Below are 22,867 nucleotides of genomic sequence, written 5' to 3'. Positions count from 1 at the left end.
GGCATAAGAAAGACAATAAAAAGAACAAGTTAATATGCTGCCGATGCGTCACTCCATCTTATGCATATTCATTAAGGATCGACATGATTCCCGTTAGTCAGCTAATTACAATCTCCATTTGTTATATTGCCGTGCTCTTTGTGATTGCTTGGTACGGCGACCGGCGCGCCCATCAAGGTAAACCCTTACATGGCAGTGGCTTGGTTTATAGCTTATCACTGGCCGTGTATTGCACATCATGGACCTTCTATGGAGCGGTTGGGCAAGCGGCATCCAGCGGTTGGATTTTTTTAGCGATTTACGTCGGGCCCATCGTATTTCTACTGCTTTTTTGGAATCTACTCGAACGCATTGTGCGTATCACCAAAGAAAAACGTCTAACCTCAATTGCCGACTTTATTGCCACGCGCTACGGTCGCGATCACACCCTCGCCGTCATAGTCACACTCGTTGCCGTTATGGGGGTCGTTCCTTATATCGCGCTGCAGCTAAAAGCAATTTCCACGACGTTTGAGTTACTCACCCAGCCTTTAGGGCTGGATTACGGTATTCCTGGCTCTATCTGGCAAGACACTGGTTTCTACATCAGCGTCGTCATGGCTCTATTCGTCATTATATTTGGTACTCGCGATATCGACGCCAGTGAGCAACATCCGGGCATGATTTTAGCGGTGGCATTTGAGTCTCTGGTCAAATTACTGGCCTTTGTTGGGGTTGGCATTTGGGTTATGACCTCGGTATTCGAGAGCCCTGAAGAGATATTGAAATTAACTCGAGAAACGGCCAGCGATCATCCGCTACTACAAAGCAATATGGTCTCAGTGTCCTTTATCTTACAAAGCGTGCTCGCCGGTTTTGCCATTGTGTGTTTACCACGGCAGTTTCAAGTCGCCGTTGTCGAAAACGAAAACACCAACCATATTCAAACGGCGCGTTGGTTATTCCCGCTGTATTTAGCCATCATGATGTTATTTGTTGCCCCGATTGCGTTAACGGGGCATTTATTTATGCAAGATTTAGGCTTTTCACCGGATACCTATGTGCTCAGTTTGCCCGTTTCTATGGGCCAAGATGCACTCGCGATTATTGCCTTTATCGGCGGCGGCAGTGCCGCTACCGGCATGATCATTGTCGCCACGATTGCCGTCAGTACCATGGTATCGAATGAACTGGTATTACCCGCCTTCTTTCGCCATGGGCAACAACAAGAAAATCAGCAACCAGCAGGTGTGCAGCGATTAGTTCTAACCGTGCGTCGTGTTGTTATTATCGGACTAATCGGGGTTTCGTATTTATTTTATCGAATCGCCGGGGAGTTTGAATCTCTCGCCGCAATAGGCTTATTGTCGTTCGCTGCCATCGCACAATTTGCGCCAGCTCTATTTGGCGGCTTGATATGGCAAGGAGCCAATCGTCAAGGCGCAGTCGCGGGCTTACTTGGCGGTACTTTTATTTGGTTCCAAATGTTGCTTTGGCCGGTACTGAGTCAACAGCTATTCGCACCTAGCGGAATCGACTCTATCGTGCCTAACAATATGTTTGGCTTCGACATGGACGACTTCAGTTTTACCGTAATTTTAAGTTTACTAGTCAATTGCACTCTATTTGTCTTTTTCTCGGTGGTCACTAACGCATCCGTTCGCGAACGTATGCTTGCTAGTGATTTCACCAGCGTACGCAGCTCCAATCAACGCAAACATACATCATCGTTTAATTGCAAAGTCGATGATGTACGCGTGGTACTTGAACGCATTTTGGGGTATCAAAAAACCGATGGTTTCTTCACCTTATATCAAGCTCGTCATGGTATTCAGTACGACCATGCCATGGCATCTGATGATCTCTTACACGATGCTGAAGAGCTACTAGCGTCCGTTGTTGGCTCATCATCGGCGCGGGTTATTTTTTCGACCCTACTAGGCGGAGAGCAAATTCAAATTCGCGATTTGGCTTTCTTAGCCAGTGAAGCAAGTCAGGCATTTACACTCAGCCGTGAACAATTACAGGCTGCATTAGAAAACCTCCATCAAGGGGTCAGTGTCATTGACCGTAACCTTAATTTAGTCGCTTGGAATCGCCGCTACTTAGAATTATTTGAATACCCGAAAGGCTTTATTCAAATTGGAAAACCCATCAAAGAAGTCATCGCCTATAACGCCATGCGCGGCTTTTGTGGCGAAGGCGCAGTAACCGATCAAGTTAAGCGACGTATGGATTACTTAAAAACATTATCCGCACATCATTTTGAACGTTCTCTGCCCCACGGCATCGTCGTTTCTATGCAAGGCCACCCCATGCCTGATGGCGGTTTCGTTACCAGTTTTACCGATATAACAGCTCATCGAAAAGCAGAGCAGGCGTTGCGTGAAACCAACATAACCTTAGAAAGACGGGTTGAAAAACGAACGCAAGAATTAGACGATCTGACCTCACAATTAATTGATGCAAACCAAAGCAAAACGCGTTTCTTAGCGGCGACAGGCCACGATTTAATGCAGCCATTAAATGCCGCAAAGCTGTTTGCATCGACGCTGTCGCAGCAACGTTTAACGACCGAACAGCAAGGTCTACTAAAGCATTTAGAGGGTGCTTTACAATCTGCCGAGGACGTTCTGTCATTGCTGGTTGAAATATCAAAGCTCGATTCAGGGGCAATGGAGCCGAACTTAAAGCCGATAAGCTTAGCCGCGGTATTACGGCCATTACGCGATGAGTTCACTGCGCTTGCTGCCGATCAAGGCTTAAAGCTGCATGTGCGCGAATGCAAGCATTGGGTGATTAGTGACGCGCATTGGCTGCGCAGAATCATTCAGAACTTCTTAAGCAATGCTGTGCGCTATACCAACAAGGGTGGCATCTTATTAGGCTGTAGAGTACGTGGAGAGCATCTTTTATTAGAGGTTTGGGATACTGGTCTTGGCATACCACAAGACAAATTAATTGAAATATTCGGCGAATTTAAACGCCTCAATCAAGGACGCCAAGACACTAAAGGTCTGGGGCTAGGACTCGCTATTGTTGATCGTATGTCGCGTAGAATGGAGCATTCAGTCAGCGTGTCATCCCGAGTGGGACGCGGCACCTGTTTCCGCATTGAATTACCTCTAACTCCAGCTCAAGAACAAAAAGTTGATAAAAGCGATATCGTACTGAATAACACCGGCAACTTTAGTGGCATACCAACCTTTTGTATTGATAACGACGAGGCTGTATTAGCGGGTATGACTGCTCTACTCAGCAGCTGGGAATGCGATTTACATGCATGTCAAAACGAAACGGAAGCACAAAATATCCCATTCGAACCACGAATTATGCTGGCAGATTATCAGCTCGACCACGAATCAACAGGGCTAGATGTCATGATGGGCATACGTGCAAAAATGAATAACCCGGACATTCCTGGAATTTTGATTACTGCCGATCCTCGTCCAGAAATAGCCGATCAAGCGAAGGCATTAGGGTTCTATTTTTTAAGCAAGCCCGTTCGCCCAGCGGCATTACGAGCCTTGATGCGACGCTTACTGAGTTAACTCAGCAAGCGTGCTTGGAAAACGACAGAAATCATTGAATAAAGCGAATTAAGCATCAACGTGTGATGACGATGCCGCTATACGTCCTTCTGGTTTTTCGATATCTAAACTTTGTACGGCAATAACTGCTTGCGTACGAGTACGCACACCAAGCTTGCGAAAAATAGCAGTCACATGAGCTTTAATGGTCGCTTCACTAACTTCTAAATCATAAGCAATCTGCTTATTCAGCATACCGTCAGCCATCATAGTTAACACACGGAATTGCTGCGGAGTTAACGTCGCCAAACGCACCGCTAAGTCCATCGCTAATGGATTCGGGTGATGCTGATGACGGCGTGCTTTCTCAGGTAAATAAATATCACCTTGCAATACCAAACCAATTGCCCGAGAAATCTCATCAAGTGACGAAGACTTAGCAATATAACCAGCGGCTTCGTGGTCAATGGCCTGACACATAATCGCTGGATCTTCACAAGCCGAAACGACAATGACAGGTATTTCAGGATAATGGGAACGCATATACACTAGCCCTGAGTAACCGTGGGCACCGGGCATTTGCAAATCCAGCAGCACCAAATCTGCATCTTTATGCAGTTCGATTAAGTGCTGTAACTCGGGTAGCGATTCTGCCTGCTCAATCAACACATCGGGCAACAACTGTTTTACAGCTTGCTGCATAGCGGTGCGAAATAACGGATGGTCATCCGCAATAATAATTTTTTGGGCCAGTTGCATCACTGCCTCCTGTTTGGCTGTTCCATCGCCTTGTTATTGTTGTGTCTTACTGTCTGCTATTACTTTAGTCTAGAAACACTAAAGCCGCCGAGCAAGCTCGACGGCGTTAGTAACCAAACCTTAACGGTTTAGCCGCTCTTCAATCAAAGTTTCAACAACAGCAGGATCTGCCAGCGTTGAAATGTCACCCAGCGCGTCATGTTCGTTGGCTGCAATTTTGCGCAAAATTCGACGCATGATTTTGCCTGAACGCGTTTTCGGTAATCCAGGTGTAATCTGAATTAAATCAGGTGTCGCCACTGGGCCAATTTCAGCACGCACCCAGTTACGCAATTCTTTCACCAATTCATCGCTAGCTTCTTCGCCGGAATTTAATGTGACATACACATAAATGCCTTGGCCTTTGATATCGTGGGGGTAACCCACCACAGCGGCCTCAGCAACCTTAGGATGCGCCACTAACGAACTCTCAACTTCTGCAGTGCCCATGCGGTGGCCAGATACGTTAATCACATCGTCTACGCGACCCGTAATCCAATAGTAGCCATCCGCATCACGGCGGGCTCCGTCACCGGTAAAGTACATACCACGAAAGGTCGAAAAATAGGTCTGAACAAAGCGTTCGTGGTCGCCATAAACACTGCGTGCTTGGCCAGGCCAACTATCAACAATCACTAAGTTACCGTCAGTAGCGCCATCTAGAATCATACCGCCGCTATCCACTAACGCAGGCTGCACACCAAAGAATGGGCGAGTTGCCGAGCCTGGTTTAGCAGCCGTAGCGCCCGGCAGCGGCGTAATCATGATGCCACCGGTTTCGGTTTGCCACCAAGTATCCACCACAGGGCAACGCTCGTCGCCCATTGTGCGGTAATACCATTCCCAAGCTTCTGGATTGATCGGTTCACCAACCGAACCCAACAGACGCAGGCTCTTACGACTAGTGTTCTCGACCGCAGCCGTACCTTCCGCCATCAGTGAACGAATCGCGGTCGGCGCGGTATAGAGAATGTTCACTTGGTGTTTATCAATAATCTGCGAAATTCGATTAATGCTTGGATAATTCGGCACACCTTCCGACATCAAGGTAATACCACCATTCGCCAATGGCCCATAAAGCAGATAAGTGTGGCCGGTTACCCAGCCAACATCCGCGGTACACCAGTAGACATCACCATCATGGTAATCAAATACGTACTGATGGGTAATAGACGCCCAAACCATGTAACCGCCCGTCGTGTGCAATACACCCTTTGGTTTACCGGTGGAGCCTGACGTATACAAAATAAAGAGCGGGTCTTCGGCATTCATTTCTTCTGGCGGACAATTAGGGGATGCCAACGCCATTAAGTCTTCATACCAAACATCGCGCGCAGCATGCCAAGCCACTGGGCCGCCAGTGCGTTTTACCACAATCACTTTTTCTAATGATTTGATCGCTGGATGCGTCAATGCTTCATCGACATTGGCCTTCAGCGCAACTTTTTTACCTGCACGTACGCCTTCATCAGCGGTAATCACAATTTTTGAATTACTGTCTTCAATACGACCCGCTAATGCATCTGGTGAAAAACCACCAAATACCACCGAATGGATAGCCCCAATACGAGTACACGCCAACATTGCAACGGCAGCTTCAGGAATCATCGGCATATAAATACAAACAACATCGCCCTTACGTACGCCCTGCCCGCGTAGCGCGTTGGCAAAGCGCGATACTTGCTCATGCAATTCGCGATAGGTGATGTTTTTACTATCACTCGGGTCGTCACCCTCCCAAATAATGGCGGTTTGATCGGCGCGTGTTTCAAGATGGCGATCTAGACAGTTAGCAGAGGCGTTGAGCGTACCGTCTTCAAACCAACGGATATCGACTTTGTGATCATCGAAAGAAACGTTACGCACTTTGGTGAAAGGTTTAATCCAATCAATACGCTTACTGGCTTCCTCGCGCCAGAAGCCATCAGGATTAATGACCGATTGCTGATACATCTGCAAATACTTGTCGTTGTCGATCCAAGCTGAGTTGGCAAACTCAGGCTTAACCTCATAAATCTTGTCGTCACTCATTATTGTTCTCCCGTCATTCGTATCACGCTCAACCAGCTCGACAGCTGACGTCGTTTAATGTTCTACCTCCATATTGGTCGCACTAGGACCAAGGCTGAATTAGACAATGGTCTATTCAACCCAAATAGAGATCGCGCAGTGAGTTACTAGTCAGAGAATACTACAAAGTCAGGAAAGTACTGTCATTAGGGGCGATTCATCGTCACTTTGGTTCGATTCCAGCAAACTGAACAGGTGTTTCACCTAACCAGAACTAAAGTATTTGCTCAGTCAGGATGAGTGCTTCGACCTTTGGCTAATTTCATTGCACAGAATTTGTGCACCATAGTGGCTCTGCACAATACAAAAATTAGGAGAACAAGCATGCGCAAATTACCTATGGTTTTACTGGCCACTGCGGCACTGCCAATGGCGGTCAACGCTGCCAATACCGAGTTCAGCTTCGGCGGCTTCATTAAAATGGATGCCATGCTAAGCACCTATTCTGATGGTGATATAGCGCCAGCAAACATTGGCCGTGATTTCTATGTTCCATCGACCATCCCAGTGGGCGGTCAAGATGAAGGCGCGGATCTAGATTACAGTGCCAAATCAACTCGCCTGAATATGAAAACAGTCACTACCCTTGAAGACGGCGAAACTGTCACCGGATTTATTGAGATGGACTTTCTCTCCAGCCCAGGTGGCACCGAGGTTGTATCTAACTCATACAATCCACGACTACGTCATGCCTTCTTCAAGTACGATGGCCTGACCGCTGGTCAGACGTGGACGACCTTTATGAATACTGGAGCACTACCAGAAACCGTCGATTTCTTAGGGCCAAGTGAATCCTCCGTATTCGTTCGCCAAACTCAATTCCGCTACACGATGGGCGATTTTGATCTAGCCATTGAGAACCCAGAAACCACCGTTGATGGTGCCGTAAGCGATGATGGCATGCTGCCTGATTTTGTTGCTCGCTATAATATAAAGTCTGGCAATAGCAATTTTGCAGTAGCCGCTTTGGTGCGCCAACTGTCGTACGAAGATGCGGTAAACAATGTTGATAGCACCACAGCAATGGGCTTTGGTATCAATGTTTCTGGTAAAATAATGATCGGCGGCGACGACCTCAAACTCAGCCTCACTAGCGGTACCGGTGTTGGCCGTTATGTTGGCCTAGGCGCGGTTACCGATGCCAATTTGGTGAACGGAGATTTGAAAGCCAGTAAAACCACCGCCGCTTTCATCGCTTATCGCCATCACTGGACCAGCAAACTGCGCTCTACTGCTATGTACTCCATGCTGACGGCCGATTACGATAGCGCTGCCCCAACAACATCAACCACCGACATCTCTAGCGTGCGCGTAAACTTGATGTACAACCCTGTCGAACCTATCACTTACGGCGTTGAGTACAGTATGGCAACGCGTGAAATCGATAATGGTGCCAATGGCGATATGTCTCGTCTGCAAGTATCGGCAAAATATAGCTTCTAAGCAGTAATAGAGGCTACCTTGAAAAAACCGGTTCAATAACCGGTTTTTTTGTATCTACTCTAGTCTGTTAACTGATACCCCACTGATAGCACCCTCTAAACCAAAGCCCTCTGTTGAGACCAAAATGTCACGCTAATCAAAAAAATCATACATTCACATTGCTGCAATCTTTTAAGGGCACCCTGCTCCAGCTAAAAATCATTGCACTATGCGCATCTAACAAGATGTTTACAGCGTATATATAAGGTGACAGACAGTTACTCTTTCACCGCGTTGGAAACCAATCGTTACACATAGGTAGTGAAATGAAGAAAATAGCCAAGATATACCGCCGCTTGCACAAGATTTACATAGTGACAATTTTTGTCACTTTAGGTCCGATATTCCATGTTTTCATGTGACCTATGCCCTCTTTTATCGCTCAAAAACGATCAATAAACAGATATAAAGTAGTTTTATCAATACAAGCGGCGAATATCGAATATTCATCGCTAAATCAAGCGCTTACCACATGATGGAAAACTTTGGCTACATATTGGCTGTAAATTGACGCGAGATGTTACAAACCCTATGATCTCCAGCCATGAACATGGCGCGACTTTTTTTTTCGATAAAAGTTCAGGTTAATTTTTTGAAAACACGGAATTCCAAAATTTTAAACATGCTAAACAACCTGCCTAAAAACGGATTTTGCTCTGGGCTTGTGCTGTTATTGTGCTTTTTAGTCGCACCAATCTCTTACGCCCAAGATATCGTTCTGCGCAAAAGCTTTGCTGGTAATTTATCTTTCGCCTTGACCGGTAACACCATGCGCAGCGGCACCAACGGCTGCGGAGTACTTACCAGCTCAAGTGCAACACTGACGATTCCAACCGGTAGTACCTTAAAAGCGGCTTATCTTTACTGGTCAGGGTCTGGCTCGCCCGATACGAGCGTTAGTTTAAATGGTGCATCCGTTAGTGCAGCCGTTAGTTATACCGAAACGGGTAACAACGAAACCTATTACAGCGCCAAAGCCGACGTCACGGGTCGTATCTCCGCCTCGACATCTACTTATACAGTAACCGGTTTGACCTTTAGCACGGCAGACGCCTATTGCTCGACTGAAGGGGCTTATGGTGGTTGGGCTCTATTAGCGGTATACGAAAATAACTCTGAGCCATTGCGAGTCGTTAATCTATTTGATGGTTTCCGCGTTTACTGGGGCAGTTCAATTACCCTGACACCAAATAACTTCGTGGTAGCCCCAAACCCTGCGTCTCTTGGCGGCAAGCACGCTCACATCACTTGGGAAGGTGATTCTGGCAACTCTGATTCTCGTAACGGTATTAGCGAGTCGTTAGTTTTCAACGGAACCAGTTTAACCAGTACGAACAACCCAAGTGGTAACCAATTTAACTCATACTCTAATGCTGTTGGCGCCACGACTTCTGGGGTTGATCTCGACATCTATAACATTGGCAGTTTTTTAACGGCAGGATCTCGTTCGGTTGCGACGACGTATTCCTCGGGCCAAGACCAAGTTTTCCTTTCGGCTGAAATTATCAGTATTCCCAATGAACCGGTCAGCGATCTTTCACTAACGGTTACCGCCCCAACGACAGCGGTTGCTCGCGGCAGCAATATTAGCTACCAATTTTCAGTGAAGAACGACGGTCCGATTGACGAACCTACTGGTACAACGTTAACGATTCCATTAAATAATGGCGTTACCTTTATCAGTGCCACGGGAACTGATTGGTCATGCACCAACACCAGCAGCCAAGTGCTTTGTACATACAACAAAGCACTTACCGACAACGTAACCGCACCAGCGCTGACTCTTGTTGTTGGCACCAGCAATGCTACGACCAACACCATTTCAGGAACGGCCGTGGCTGCAGGCTCTAACTTCGATAACAATGAGGGTGACAATAGTGTCAGCATGGCCGTAACGCTTGCTGATCCTAATTGATCGACCTCAGTAAAGAGTGTGTTGGACGTCAACGGTGGCACTGTTCAGCCAGGGGATAAGCTGCGCTTTACAATTGATATCAATAATACAAGCGACTTCAATGCTGAAGGCATCCGTTTAACCGACAATATGCCGGCAGCTATCAGTAGTTTCGAGGTTGTTCGTCAACCTGTCGACAGTATTAATAACAGTACTGCAGCACCGACTGGCACCAATAGTGCGGGTGTCGTCATTATTGATAACTTAATGATTGCGGCTCAAGGGACAGAAGAAGTCGTCATTGACGCTATTGTTTCAAGTTCTGCGGCCCAAGGGACCAATATAACTAACAGCGCAATTATTGGTAACAGCACAACCACCTATACGATTACGGCGCCAACCGTGTCTGTGGCTAGCACTGCATCCAACGGGGAAATCGTATTACGTTCAAGCTTGGCTGGAAATTTGTCGTTTAAATTAACCGGCAACTCAATGCGTTCAAGCAGCAACGAATGTAACGCACTCACAAGCTCAAGTGCGAGCTTGACCATTCCGTCTGGTAGCACCATCAAAGCGGCTTATTTGTATTGGTCTGGCTCAGGTTCAACGGATAACTCGGTCAACTTGAATGGCTCCGCAGTTACCGCAGGCTACACCTATAATGAATCGTCAGGTAACCAGACCTTTTATAGTGCACGCGCGGATATTACTAGCCGCATTAGCGCTACTGGCGGCACTTATACAGTTACAGGTCTCACCTTCGATACTAGCAGTACTTATTGTAATAACGCTGTCGTATACGGTGGCTGGTCGATACTCGCTATTTATGAAAACGCGTCAGAGCCTTTGCGCGTTGTGAATTTATATGACGGTTTCAAAAGTTTCACCGGCAGTTCGATTACCCTATCGCCTAATAATTTTGTTATTGCACAGAATGCTGCGACTTTAGGTGGTCAGCATGCTCACATTACTTGGGAAGGTGATGCGGGTAACTCACAAAGCACCGGCGGGTTCAGTGAAGCATTAATATTTGAAGGCAACAGCTTAACCGACGCCAATAACCCAGCTGGTAATCAGTTCAACTCCTACTCTAATACAGTTGCGGCTGCTACCAGTGGCGTTGATATCGACACATACCAAATTGGCAGCTATCTAACTCCCGGCGCAACATCAGTCTCTACTACTTATTCATCTGGTCAAGACAAAGTATTTTTGACCGCTGAGATCATCAGTGTTCCCAACGAATTAGTATCTGATTTGCATCTGCTTACCACGGCGCCAGCGAAAGTATCTCGTGGCGCCAACATTAATTATTCATTTACTGCGCGCAACGATGGTCCATCAACAGCACCTATTGGTAGCGAAATTCGTATTCCCCTCAATGATGGCGCTACATTTATTAGCGCTAGTGGCACGGACTGGACTTGTACTTCCACACTGACTGAAGTGGTTTGTACTTATGCACAAAGTATCAATAACGGTGCTTCCTCTACTCCGCTGGCTATACAAATTGGCACTACAAATACAACTCAAGCAACCACCGTTGGCTCGGCAACGTTAAGCGGCAGCAACTTCGATAACGATAGTAGCGACAACAGCGATGACCTAGCGGTTATTCTGCAAGACGCTAATTTGTCGACAAGTACCAAAACGGTTACCGATCTGAATGGTGGGTTACTGGAGCCTGGCGATACCCTGCGCTATACCATCACTTTGAAAAACAGCAGCAACTTCAATGCAACCAACTTGTCGTTAACTGACAATATGCCCGCGTTGATTAGCAGCTACACGTTAGTAACCATCCCTGCAGGAAGTATCAACAACAGTGAGATTGCACCGGCAGGAAGCAATAGCAGTGGCCTCGTTCAAATCGACAATATCAGTATTAGTGCCGCGAGTAGCGTGACAGTCGTTATTGAAGCCATCTTGTCTAGCGGTGCTCAGAACGGTAACAGCGTTACCAACACAGCAGTCGCGGGCAACAACGGCCAAAGCTATACATTTTCGTCGCCGACACTGACGGTGAATAATGTTATCGATGGATCAGGTAATAAGCCTTTATATTTGCATAGCGATAGTTCGCTTACACGTATCGCAAGCACGGAAGAAAACTTTGTCACCATTAATGATGATCAGAGTAATACGTGGGCTATCAGCCCGGCCTTACAAACATCGGTGAGTCTGAATTACAACTCCTCTATTCCAGTTCAGCTATTTCTACAAAACTCAGCGACTAGCGGAACGTTTGTAAATAACACATTCAATCATACAGTCACTGCTACCCTGCGTAGAAAGCGTTCAGGGGCTACTACAAATATTGCGTCCGCGTCTCAAGCCATTGATTTAATCGGTGCTGGTAATAATTCGGGGCAAGATACGATTCGTAGTTTCCAATTCGATTTGGCGATTAGCAATCCCGTTACCTTGGAAGCCGGTGATTTACTTGAACTCGTTATCAGCCAATCACGTAACGGCGGCTCCCAAGCGTTTCCAACTTATCGCAACTTGAATGTTTATTCGTCGCATAGCGGTACCCCTGCCGCCGTACTACTAACTTCTAATACAGTCATTAACGTTAATTCCATTTCTGTATTTGATGCGCCATACCCTGCTGGAAATGAACTAACAAGTATTGATCGCGGCCAGCAAATTTATTTCCGTAGTCAGGTATCTGATCCGTTCGGTTACTACGACATTAACGGCGCATTACTTACCGTTGCGAACACCACTGGCGACCTGCCGATATCTGAAGCAACCCTCTCTCCTGTGGCCAGTAGCGGTGCAATTAATACCTACGAATACCCATATTTAATACCTACGAATACCCATATTTAGTACCAACGACTGCTAATGGTGGCGAGTGGACCATTACTGTAGAAGCCAACGAAGGCTTCGAAGGTACGGTATTCCATAATCGCACCCAAACGATCAGCTTGCGTTTACCGCCAGAATTAATTCTGACAAAAACCATGAACGTATTATCCGACCCGTTAAATGGCAGCACTAACCCAAAAGCGATTCCAGGTGCAGAGGTCGCATATCAATTAAATATCATCAATCAAGGTGAAGGCGAAAGTGATCCCGATAGCATTCAGTTAATTGATCACCTCGCCGCAAATACTCCGTTATTTGTGGGTAATTTCGCTAATGGTAGTCCTATTGAATTAGCTGATGGGACACCGGCGTCGACTCTTACTTTAACATTTACCAGTTTAGATTCTGCTACCGATGACATTGATTTCTCCAATAACGGCGGTACCAGTTTTACCTATATACCTAATCCCGATGCCGATGGATTTGATCCGTTAGTAACGGACATACGTATTACTCCGAAAGGCACTATGCCAGGCAGTGTTGGAGGCGGCTCGCCGCAATTCACTCTCATTTATAAAGTAAAGGTCCAATAAGGAGCATTCCATGAAGACCATCGTAAAAGGCGCCTTGCTATTCGCAGGGATTATATCGGCTTCGGCCACATGGGCGATCGGCACACCAGCCGGTACTAAAATCACTAACACCGCCGTTGCGACCTTTGATGATCCAGCGACCGGTACAACAGGCGTAACGACCAGTGATGCGGCTGAATTAACAGTATTAGAACTGATCAGCGTTAACGTAACCGCAGAAAACGTTACCCCAGTAACGACTAATGCAGGCGATACCGCACAAGTCCTGACTTATACCGTCACTAACACGGGTAACGGTAGTGAAGCATTTGCACTCGATGCTACTAACTTGGCAGGCGACCAATTCGACGCAGAAAATATCAAAGTTTACGTTGATACCGACGGTGATGGCGTATTCAGTGCTGGCGATCAATTGCTAACGTCGGGTAGCTCTATCAACTTAGATGCGAATTCATCTAACCCAGCAAAGACTATTTTTGTGGTGGTTGATATTCCTGCTGGCGCAACCACCATTGGTGATACCGCCAAAATTCAATTGGAAGCGACCTCTGATACTCCAGGAGCATCGACTGCTGCACCGGGTGATTTGTTAGTCGGCGAAGGCACTGGTGTTAGCGACGCCGTAGTCGGTAACAACGTAACGGATACTGCTTCAGCAACCTTCACTATTGGTGCAGAACCAACGACCGCTACCGTTAATATATCGAAAACAATCGCAGGTCGCGTTGATCCATTCGGTGGCACAACTGACGTTCCAGGCACTGTCGTAACGTACCAAATCGATGTTGAAGTTGTTGGTGGTGACGTTGATAACCTAGTTATCACTGATGCTATCCCAACCAACATGACCTACGTTGCGGGTACCCTAACGTTGGACGCTGCAGCACAGACAGATGCTGACGATGTTACAGATAATAGCAATGTAACAGCAGGTGCAGTCACCGTAACACTCGGTACTGTCACTAGCGGCACGTCTTATGTGATCCAGTTACAAGCTGAAATCAAATAATAAAGAGGCACAACATGCGCTTATTAACGACTTTGCTGTTACTACTGCCGTTATCCGTTTTTGCTCAGGTTAACTTGAACACGGAAGTGTTTCTGGTTGCACCTGTGACTCAAGCCGATGGCAGTGTTGTGGAAGAATGGCAGGATGCTGGAACCATCGCCCCTGGCGATAAAATCGGCTACCGGATCACTTACACCAACACAGGCAGTGAAGCCGTTAGTGGCGTAGTGATTAATAACCCTGTGCCCGAAAACACCACGTACGTGGCAAATAGTGCAAACGGTCAAGCTGCAACCATCACCTACTCGGTAGACGGTGAGCTGTTCGCTCGTATGCAAGATTTGAAAGTGGATGAGGATGGGCAATTACGCCCAGCTCGAGCCCAAGATATCAACCAAATCCGTTGGGTCCTACAGCAAGCAGTTGCTGCCGGAAAAAGTGGTTCGGTTGAGTTTAAGGTTCGCGTTAATTAATACCTAGTGGGAGCTACTTATGAATAAATATTCAAAACTGATTGCCCCAGTATTACTGGGGACGTTAAGCGGATTGGCAGTCAACGTACATGCAGCAGGTACTGCTGCAGGTACGGAAGTTACCAACACTGCAACCCTTAACTACCAAATCAACGGCATAGACCAAACTGCGGTCACTGCTGAAGATAAATTCAATGTCGATATTAAAGTCGACTTTGATTTGGCACGTTTAAATACTGATGCAAACCAAACATCATTAGAAACTGACAACGTTATCGTTGCAGCTTTCGTGGTAAACAACACTGGTAACGCGCCGACGTCGTTTGCCGTTGCAGCAGCAAACGCAACCGGAACAACGGTAAACGCCAACGGCAATGACTATACCGATACCATCGACCTAACGGGTACCTATACCTATTACGTTGATGTTAATGGTGACGGTCAACTTGATGCCGGCGACACGGCGATCACAGTGACAGATGAAATCCCTGCGGACGATTCAGTCACTATTTTCGTTGTTTTACCAAAAGAAAATATCACCGGTGTTGATGGTGACGTTGCGATCACAGATCTAACGGTTAATGGCGTTGCTTCCACTATTAATGGAACAACCTACAACCTAGATACGGACGACAACGATCCAAGCAACGGCAGCACAGACGATGCAGCAATCGCTAACGGCGCGACCACCATTGAAGTGGTTTATGCCAACGGTGCAACCCCTGCGGATGCTGACAACTCAGAAGTGTTAAGCGACGTTTTAAAATTGGCATTCCCTAACCTAAACAGTGACGGCGGAATTGATAACTTAACGAAAACATCGGTTGTTATCTCTGATCCGATTAATGGCACGACCAACCCTAAAGCCATCCCTGGCGCTGTGGTTAAGTACACCATTCGCATCGTAAACACAGGTAGTGCATCAGCAACCAATGTCATCATTACCGATACATTGCCGACTGACACTACCTACGTTGCAGACTCTCTGTTAGTTAGCTACGACGACCTTGCAACACCGGCAGCCGCCGATGCCGCAAACGTTACGGAAAGCAGTGGCGTAATCACGGCCAACCTAGGCGAAGTAGCCGCGGAAGAAGCCAACGTGATTGTTTTTCAAGTAACTATTAACTGAAGAAACTGACACGATGACTCTGTTCAATACCCACAGCAAATCACTCCTGACAACTGTCAGAGCGGCAGTATTGCTGACTGGAATGGGTATGCTATCGATGACGACAGCGAATAATGCATTCGCTGCGGTCACGCCTGCCAATACGGAAATTGAAAATACTGCAGTGGCATCGTATCAGGTAGCCGGTGTTGATTTTACGAAAGCAGCGTCAGTGAGCTTAACGACTCAGGAAATTAATCCAGGTCCGATTGCTCCGACGCCTGCTGAAATCTCACTTGGCCATTACGACGATACCGGTACTAGCAACGACACCTATTTAACCGATAGCGAATGCTCTGATAGTGCCGGTAACTACACCTCTTTAACTGGCTTTACCGATTTAAGCGGTACGAGTCATAGCTTGCCAGGCAACTACAGCCTGAGTGACGATCAATTTGGTTATAAAGTAGGCGAACCCCTATTTATTTTAGTGACTGAGGGCGACAAAAATATCAACCCTGTTCGTCCCGACCAAATTGTTATTACAATTTCCTCCAGTGATGGTTCTGATACCGAAACCATTCGCCTAACGGAAACAGGTAATAATACTGGAAAATTTGCTGGTGTATTGCCAACGACTGTTGCGAGCAATACCAGCCAATCGTATAACTGTGTTTTGTCGGTAAAATCTGGCCAAACCGTAGTAGCAACCTATCAGGATGCTGCGGACAGCACGGATATTGTTAGCGACTCAACCCGCTTTGATCCAAGCAGCCGTGTATTCAACGCCGCCACTGGTGCCCCCATTAATGGCGTAAGTATTACGCTTATTGATGTAGCCACCGGTCTACCGGCCGATGGCAAAGTATTCGAAGACGACGGTGTTACTCCATATCCAAGTACCGTTAAAACTGGCCCTGCTCCTACCATTAGTGCAAGCGCTGTAACTCCATCATTTGCTGATGGCGCGTTCCGTTTCCCTGTGATTGCTAGCGGTGAATATCAGCTACAAGTTAGCGGCCCAGCAGATTTCCGCATTCCGTCAGATTTAACTGATGATGAATTAATCAATGCACCGAATGGTCCATTTGCTATTAGCGCTATTTCTCGCGGTGAAAGTTTTACCGTGAATAACCGCGTATTCGTAACAGACATTGGTGCCGATCCACTTGATACCAATTTATTACTAAGTAAAACAGCATCTAAAAATGAGGCCGGTGTCGGCGACTTTATTGAGTTCACTATTCGTCTTAGCAATGGTGAAGTATTACTCAATGATGCAGAAGTGAAAGACCAACTACCTGCTGGCTTACGCTATCGCCAAGGCTCTGCGCGCATTAATGGTGTGAAAGTCGAAGATCCTAGCATTAGTAGCAAAGGCACATTACTGACATTTACTCTTCCTGAAGTCTCTGCAGAAGCCAGCTTAACGCTAAGCTACGTCACCCAAGTAACGACCTTGGCAAAAGGCCAAGTTACCAATACCGCATGGATTAACGACGACGTCGTCGTGAGTAATCGCGCTAGCGCTCGCGTATCCATTCGAGACGACTTCTATAAAGATAATGCCCGTTTATTTGGCCGAGTATTCCTTGACGACTGTAACGGTAACCAAGAGTCAGCCGATGGTGTTCCTAACATTCGTTTGTTTATGGAAGACGGCACCTATGTCGTGACCGATGAAGCGGGTGAATGGCATATCGAAGATGTAAAACCGGGCACGCACGTCGTCCAAATTGATAAAGCGACCGTTCCTCCATATATGGAACTAATGGAATGTGATCTCCGTGGTTTCCATGCAGGACGCGACTTCAGCCAATTTGTCGATGTTCAAGGTGGTAGTTTCTGGCGCGTTGATTTCGCATTGAAAATGCTTGAGCCAGACATGGGTGAAGTCACACAACAGTTAAATCATGAGTTAGTGCCTTTAGACATTGCCGCGAACCAAGCAACACCATACAACTCACCGGTTAAGCAAAAAGTACGTTTTACGATTGATGTAAAAGGTACAGGCTTGCCAGTTAACAACGTTATTCAAATGATCGCGTTACCTGACGGTCTTATTTATCAAACCGGAACAACCGATATGGATGGCGTCGCTTCTGCAGACCCAGAAATATCATACGGTACCCTGATTTATCGCTTAGGAGACAAGCCAGAAAGCTGGAGCCATCAAATTCATTTTGATGCAATAGTCACTGACCAAGCTCAGTCTGGCGATCTTGTTACACGTTCGATCACTCGCTTCCAAGCAGAAGGTCAAACACCACAGCAAGTCAAAGCGGCAACTACCACTGCTCTACTAGTATTGCCACCTGCCGATGGTGAGGTAAAACCGGTTAGTCCACCAAAGTTTGCTAACTTCTCGGATGTATTAACCGACGAAGATAAGCAAAACTTACGCTCAGTTATTGAACGTTTGGATGGCCTCGATAATTTGAAAATTCAAATTGTCGGTCATACTGACAGTACCCGTATTTCTAAGCGCAACCAGCATATTTTTGCCGACAACCAAGCCTTATCGGAAGCCCGTGCGAAATCAGTGGCGACCTATTTAGCTGAAGAATTAAAAGTTGCTGGTAGCCAAGTAACAGCGCTGGGTAAAGGTGCAACGGTTCCTGTAGCAAGTAACGCCAGTGCTGAAGGCCGTGCGCAAAACCGTCGCGTTGAAGTGAAAGTACTTAATGCTGATGCGGTACTCAGCTTGAAGAGCCAAGGCAGTGATTTACAAGTCGCCGGCGTTCAATCACTTATCCCAGGCTTTACCGGCTTACCCGCTACCGCGGCAGGCAATCCGGCGCAAATGCCATCGGAATTATTGATTCCTGAATTTGATGAGCAATGGTTCGATACCGCAGCAGACGATGCGCAATGGTTATGGCCACCACTAGATCGCAGCCCAGCTATTGGCTCGATAAAAATCGCAATTTCGCACGCGAAAAAGCAACGAGTTGTTTTGACTCTTAACGGTTCTCCGGTGAGCGCTCTTAACTATGACGGCACTACCGCAAGCACAAGTCGTGATTTGATGGTTAGCCAATGGCGCGGCGTCGATATTCAACCGGGGGCTAACCGTTTCGGCGTAACTATTCTTGATAGCAATGGCGACGTCGTCAGTGAATTCGAGAAGACAGTTCACTTTTCACAAGATCCTGCTAAAGCTGAGTTAGTGCTCGATCAAAGTACAGTGATCGCCGATGGCATTAATCCACCAACGATTGCCGTGCGTTTAACCGACAAAGACGGCTTCCCTATTCGCGCTAAAGTTCAGGGCGAAGTAGAAGTTCTAGCGCCATATCAGCTCTATGACGAAGCCCGTCAAATTGAAGCGAATCCGCTCGCAATGATGCAAACGCCGCACTATCAAGTCGGCAACGATGGCATTACTCGAATTCAATTGGCACCGACTTTCCAAGCGGGTGAAGCGGTATTACGTTTCCATCACTCAAATGGCCAAACCGATGAACTGCGCGTGTGGTTAAAACCACAAGATCGCGAGTGGATTTTGGTCGGTTTAGGCGATCTGTCTGTGGGTTATAACGCTGGCGGTGGCGACAACGCCTCAATGAAAGCCGCAGGTATTGATGACAACATTTATAGTGACGGTCGTGTCGCCTTCTTTACTCAAGGTCAGGTATCCGGCGAATGGTTAATCACCGCTGCCTACGACTCAGGCAAGGCCGAAGCCGAACCTTTCGCTCGTGTCATAGAGCCTGATCGTTACTACACCTTATACGGTGACGCCAGCCAGCAACAACTGGATGCTAGCTCTGCACGTAAGCTGTATGTAAGGGTTGAACGTGAGCGTTTCTACACGGTGTTTGGTGATATTAATACCGATCTGAACGTTACTACTCTAGGTCGCTATAACCGTAAATTGACTGGTTTACAGTCGGTATACCAAGGTGATGTTGTTGAATTATCCGGTTTTATCAGCCAAACCAACCAAGGTTTTGTACGTGACGAAATTCAAGGTGACGGCACGTCTGGTCTGTATCGTTTACAGAAGCAGCAATTAGTTCTCAACAGCGAAAACGTCAGTTTAGAAATTCGTGATCGTTATCGTAGCGAAGTCGTGCTTTCAACCCAATTGCTGCAACGCGATGTTGATTACGTTATCGACTATCAAGATGGCACGATTTATTTCAAGAGCCCAATCGCCAGCACCGACGCATCCTTTAATCCACGCTATATCGTGGTTGAATATGAGGTCGACGCCGGTGATAACCTTGGCTATATCAGTGGTGGCCGTGCTGGTGTGAAATTACTGGGCGATACTGTACGCGCTGGTGTCACCGCCATTACGCAAAATCAAACAGGTGATGATCGTAACTTACAAGCGTTAGACGCCACGGTGAAATTAGGTGATACCGAAATTACCGCTGAAATCGCCCAATAGGAAGAAGTTGTAGCAGGTGATGCCACCACAGCTAATGCTCATCGCATTGAGATCGCACATCGTAATGAAGTTATCGAAGCCAAAGCCTATGTGCAAAGCCAAGATAATGGCTTCGGTTTAGAACAAACATCCGACAGCGAAAATGATTACCGCAAAGAAGGTGTTGAGGGTAACTGGTACATAACCGACCGTGATCGCCTGCAAGTATTGGGTTTTCATCACTATGGTTTAAGCACAGAACTAAATAGCTATCAAAGCCAAGTAGACTGGATTCATCGCTTAGATGACGATCAACAATTCTCGTTTGGTGTCATCACAGCGCAAAATGAAAGCACTGACGAAACCATATACACGGACCAATTATCCGCTGGTTTCAGTCGTCGTTTCATGAATAACCGCATGACCTTAAGCTCGCAGTTACTTGGTAATGTATCCGAACGTAGCGACGCTTATGATCGCTTATTGTTGGGTGCCGATTATCGCCTAGACGATGACTACAGTTTATTCGCTGAACACGAAACTGGGTTTGAAAGCGATGCACCTCAACGCTCCGTATTCGGTGTTCGGGCCACACCTTGGGCCGGCGCTCGCGCCGAACAAAGTATCGAACAAGTAGAACAAGACGACAGTTATCGCTTATTCGCGGTATCTGGTTTATCGCAAGAGTTCTTGCTGAATGAAGCATGGAGCATAAGCACTGGTTTCGAACAATCGCAAGATTTGGAAAATAGTGCGCCTGAAGAAATCGGTACATCAGAAAACTTCCATGCCGTATACGTTGGCAGTGCTTATCGCACACCTATTTGGCAGTGGAATAACCGTGTCGAATATCGCAACGGTAATATCAATGATAAGTGGGTAGCTCGTACTAGCTTGTATCACCCACTAAGCGATGCACTGGCCACCGGTGGTAGCGTTAATTGGTTCCACGAAAATGGTGATGACACCTACTCCAACCAATTAGATGCGCGCTTTGATTTAGCACTACGCCCACGTAAAGATCCGTTTGCCTTATTGTGGCAAACGCGTTGGGTACAAGAAGCTTACGGTGGTAGCGGCATTCCTGACCGCACACGTAAATTAATTAATAATATTCATGCAAACTGGTTGATTACTGAACGTGATCAGTTGGCAGGACAATACGGTATTAAGCGTGTGTTGGATCAATATGGCAGCGGTAATTACGCCTCGACTACAGACTTTATGGCAACAGAATGGCGCCACCACCTGACCGAACGTTGGGATGTCGGAGCTCATGGTCGCCGTTTACATGGCTACGAAGCAGGTCAAGTTAATCATGGTGCCGGTGTATCGGTTGGTTATATTCCAAAAACCAACGTCTGGGTTGGCTTGGGTTATAACTTTACCGGCTTTATCGATAGTGATTTCTCTGCGGCGAACTTCACCGCCAAAGGTGTTTACCTGAAACTCCGCTTCAAAGCCGACCAAGAATCGTTGGCTACGATGCGAGCCGCTTTCCAATAAACATAACTTAGAGGGGCATCTCAGCCGAGATGCTCCCTCTTTGGCCTCATCACCCCGTTCCATCCTTGCTGCCTTGCTGTACTCTATAGCACTGATTTTATTGCGCTCTCGTTAGATAAAGGACACAGCATGACCTCGCGTGACCAACTTGTTGGCGACAACGGCCAGCCTGCCTACGGCATATTCCCTCGGGGTGTTGGTGATATCAATTTTATGGATTTCGATCTGCGTAACAGTATGGATCGTAAAATTGGACAATCAGCCAAACGTCGTCGCTTTAATCAATTTGAATTTATTGGAATTACCAGTCCAAGTTTGATTGTTGGTATCGCGATTGTTGACTTGAAACTGGTCAGTAATGCGTTCGTTTATCTATTTAATCCTGAGACCAAAGCCTACAAAGAATACAGTTTTCTCCAACCATTAAGTCGTGGCACCCGCTTTGGTACGCGCCCGAATAAAGATACGGTGACCTTTGTTAAAGGCCGCAATCGCGTCACCATACGTGCAACCCAACGTCCCGGTATTCGCCAAGTACGTGTATCGCTAAAAGATGGCACGCAAATACGCGCCAGCATAGATGAAAGTACTAACTATCACCCTCTTGCACTGTGCACTCGCACCGGCTATGAGGGGTGGACCTATACCCAAAAGGTGTGTGCGCGGGTATGTCATGGTTCCGTCGTGTGGGCGGGTAATACTTATAATCTAGAAAAAATAGGAGCGATGGCCAGCGTCGACTGGACCGGTGGTTTTATGCGTCGCGAAACAGTATGGAATTGGGGTAGCCTCTCTTGCCGCTTAGCCGATGGCCGACGCTTAGGCTTTAATTTAGCCGCAGGGGTCAACGAAACTGGATTTACGGAAAATGCCCTCTGGCTTGATGACCAACTCATAAAAATCAATCAGGTAGACTTCCGCTTTGATCGTTACCAAAGCGATCATGCTTGGGGCATGCATTCAGATGATGGCAAAATCCAACTATTCTTCGAACCTCGTGGGCAACGCTGCGAAAAAATTAATGCTCTCATTATTAAGTCTAACTTCACACAGCACTTTGGACAGTTTTACGGTGACATCGTATTAGAAAATGAAGTCATTCATTTAGATGGCCAATGGGGCTTTGCCGAAGACCACTACGCTAAGTGGTAACTACTTATAGATATTTCCGAGTCGTTCTCACCAATAAAAAGGCCGGTATTTATATGCATAAATACCGGCTTTTTCATT

General features: G+C 46.8%; 13 protein-coding genes. 11 read left to right on the top strand and 2 right to left on the bottom strand.

Annotated features, from left to right (window positions below):
- Window positions 1–83 precede the first annotated feature (83 nt).
- Complete coding sequence (locus TOL_RS05285; protein ID WP_015486265.1) at window positions 84–3,530, top strand: PAS domain-containing hybrid sensor histidine kinase/response regulator; 3,447 nt, start codon at window positions 84–86, stop codon at window positions 3,528–3,530.
- Between the two features lie 48 nt (window positions 3,531–3,578).
- Here TOL_RS05285 and TOL_RS05280 read toward each other — a convergent pair whose 3' ends face one another.
- Both TOL_RS05280 and acs read right to left on the bottom strand, forming a co-directional pair.
- Window positions 3,579–4,268, bottom strand: a complete 690-nt coding sequence (locus tag TOL_RS05280) for a response regulator transcription factor (protein WP_015486264.1) — start codon at window positions 4,266–4,268, stop codon at window positions 3,579–3,581.
- 120 nt (window positions 4,269–4,388) lie between these two features.
- A complete protein-coding gene (gene acs / locus TOL_RS05275; RefSeq protein WP_015486263.1) occupies window positions 4,389–6,338 on the bottom strand; it encodes an acetate--CoA ligase in 1,950 nt (649 codons plus the stop codon).
- Between the two features lie 363 nt (window positions 6,339–6,701).
- On the opposite strand from acs, the gene TOL_RS05270 reads away from it, so the two are divergent.
- The 10 genes from TOL_RS05270 (at window position 6,702) to TOL_RS05225 (ending at window position 22,789) form a co-directional block, all read left to right on the top strand.
- Window positions 6,702–7,820 (top strand): DcaP family trimeric outer membrane transporter, encoded by a 1,119-nt coding sequence (locus TOL_RS05270; RefSeq protein WP_015486261.1) that lies wholly within the window; start codon window positions 6,702–6,704, stop codon window positions 7,818–7,820.
- A gap of 703 nt (window positions 7,821–8,523) precedes the next feature.
- Window positions 8,524–9,774 carry a DUF11 domain-containing protein gene (locus TOL_RS05265; RefSeq protein ID WP_144055332.1) on the top strand — a complete coding sequence of 417 codons (1,251 nt, stop codon included), beginning with the start codon at window positions 8,524–8,526 and terminating at the stop codon, window positions 9,772–9,774.
- 18 nt (window positions 9,775–9,792) lie between these two features.
- Window positions 9,793–12,588, top strand: a complete 2,796-nt coding sequence (locus TOL_RS05260) for a beta strand repeat-containing protein (protein WP_015486259.1) — start codon at window positions 9,793–9,795, stop codon at window positions 12,586–12,588.
- Between the two features lie 134 nt (window positions 12,589–12,722).
- Window positions 12,723–13,160: a hypothetical protein gene (locus tag TOL_RS05255; protein WP_015486258.1), complete on the top strand. Its 438-nt coding sequence runs from the start codon at window positions 12,723–12,725 to the stop codon at window positions 13,158–13,160.
- A 10-nt stretch (window positions 13,161–13,170) separates the two neighbouring features.
- The gene (locus tag TOL_RS05250; RefSeq protein WP_015486257.1) at window positions 13,171–14,169 is read left to right on the top strand and encodes a hypothetical protein; all 999 of its coding nucleotides are present in this window, start codon (window positions 13,171–13,173) and stop codon (window positions 14,167–14,169) included.
- A 14-nt stretch (window positions 14,170–14,183) separates the two neighbouring features.
- The gene (locus tag TOL_RS18205; protein ID WP_015486256.1) at window positions 14,184–14,642 is read left to right on the top strand and encodes a DUF11 domain-containing protein; all 459 of its coding nucleotides are present in this window, start codon (window positions 14,184–14,186) and stop codon (window positions 14,640–14,642) included.
- Between the two features lie 19 nt (window positions 14,643–14,661).
- On the top strand, window positions 14,662–15,774 hold the full coding sequence (locus TOL_RS05240) for a DUF11 domain-containing protein (RefSeq protein ID WP_015486255.1): 1,113 nt from the start codon (window positions 14,662–14,664) through the stop codon (window positions 15,772–15,774).
- Between the two features lie 13 nt (window positions 15,775–15,787).
- A complete protein-coding gene (locus TOL_RS05235; protein WP_015486254.1) occupies window positions 15,788–20,152 on the top strand; it encodes an OmpA family protein in 4,365 nt (1,454 codons plus the stop codon).
- A 90-nt stretch (window positions 20,153–20,242) separates the two neighbouring features.
- Window positions 20,243–21,637, top strand: coding sequence for a hypothetical protein (locus TOL_RS05230; RefSeq protein ID WP_015486253.1), 1,395 nt, complete (start codon window positions 20,243–20,245; stop codon window positions 21,635–21,637).
- Between the two features lie 129 nt (window positions 21,638–21,766).
- Window positions 21,767–22,789 carry a DUF2804 domain-containing protein gene (locus tag TOL_RS05225; protein ID WP_015486252.1) on the top strand — a complete coding sequence of 341 codons (1,023 nt, stop codon included), beginning with the start codon at window positions 21,767–21,769 and terminating at the stop codon, window positions 22,787–22,789.
- Window positions 22,790–22,867 lie beyond the last annotated feature (78 nt).

The organism is Thalassolituus oleivorans MIL-1, from assembly GCF_000355675.1.
GTDB lineage: Bacteria > Pseudomonadota > Gammaproteobacteria > Pseudomonadales > Oceanobacteraceae > Thalassolituus > Thalassolituus oleivorans.
This window is presented reverse-complemented; position numbering and strand designations above follow the sequence as displayed.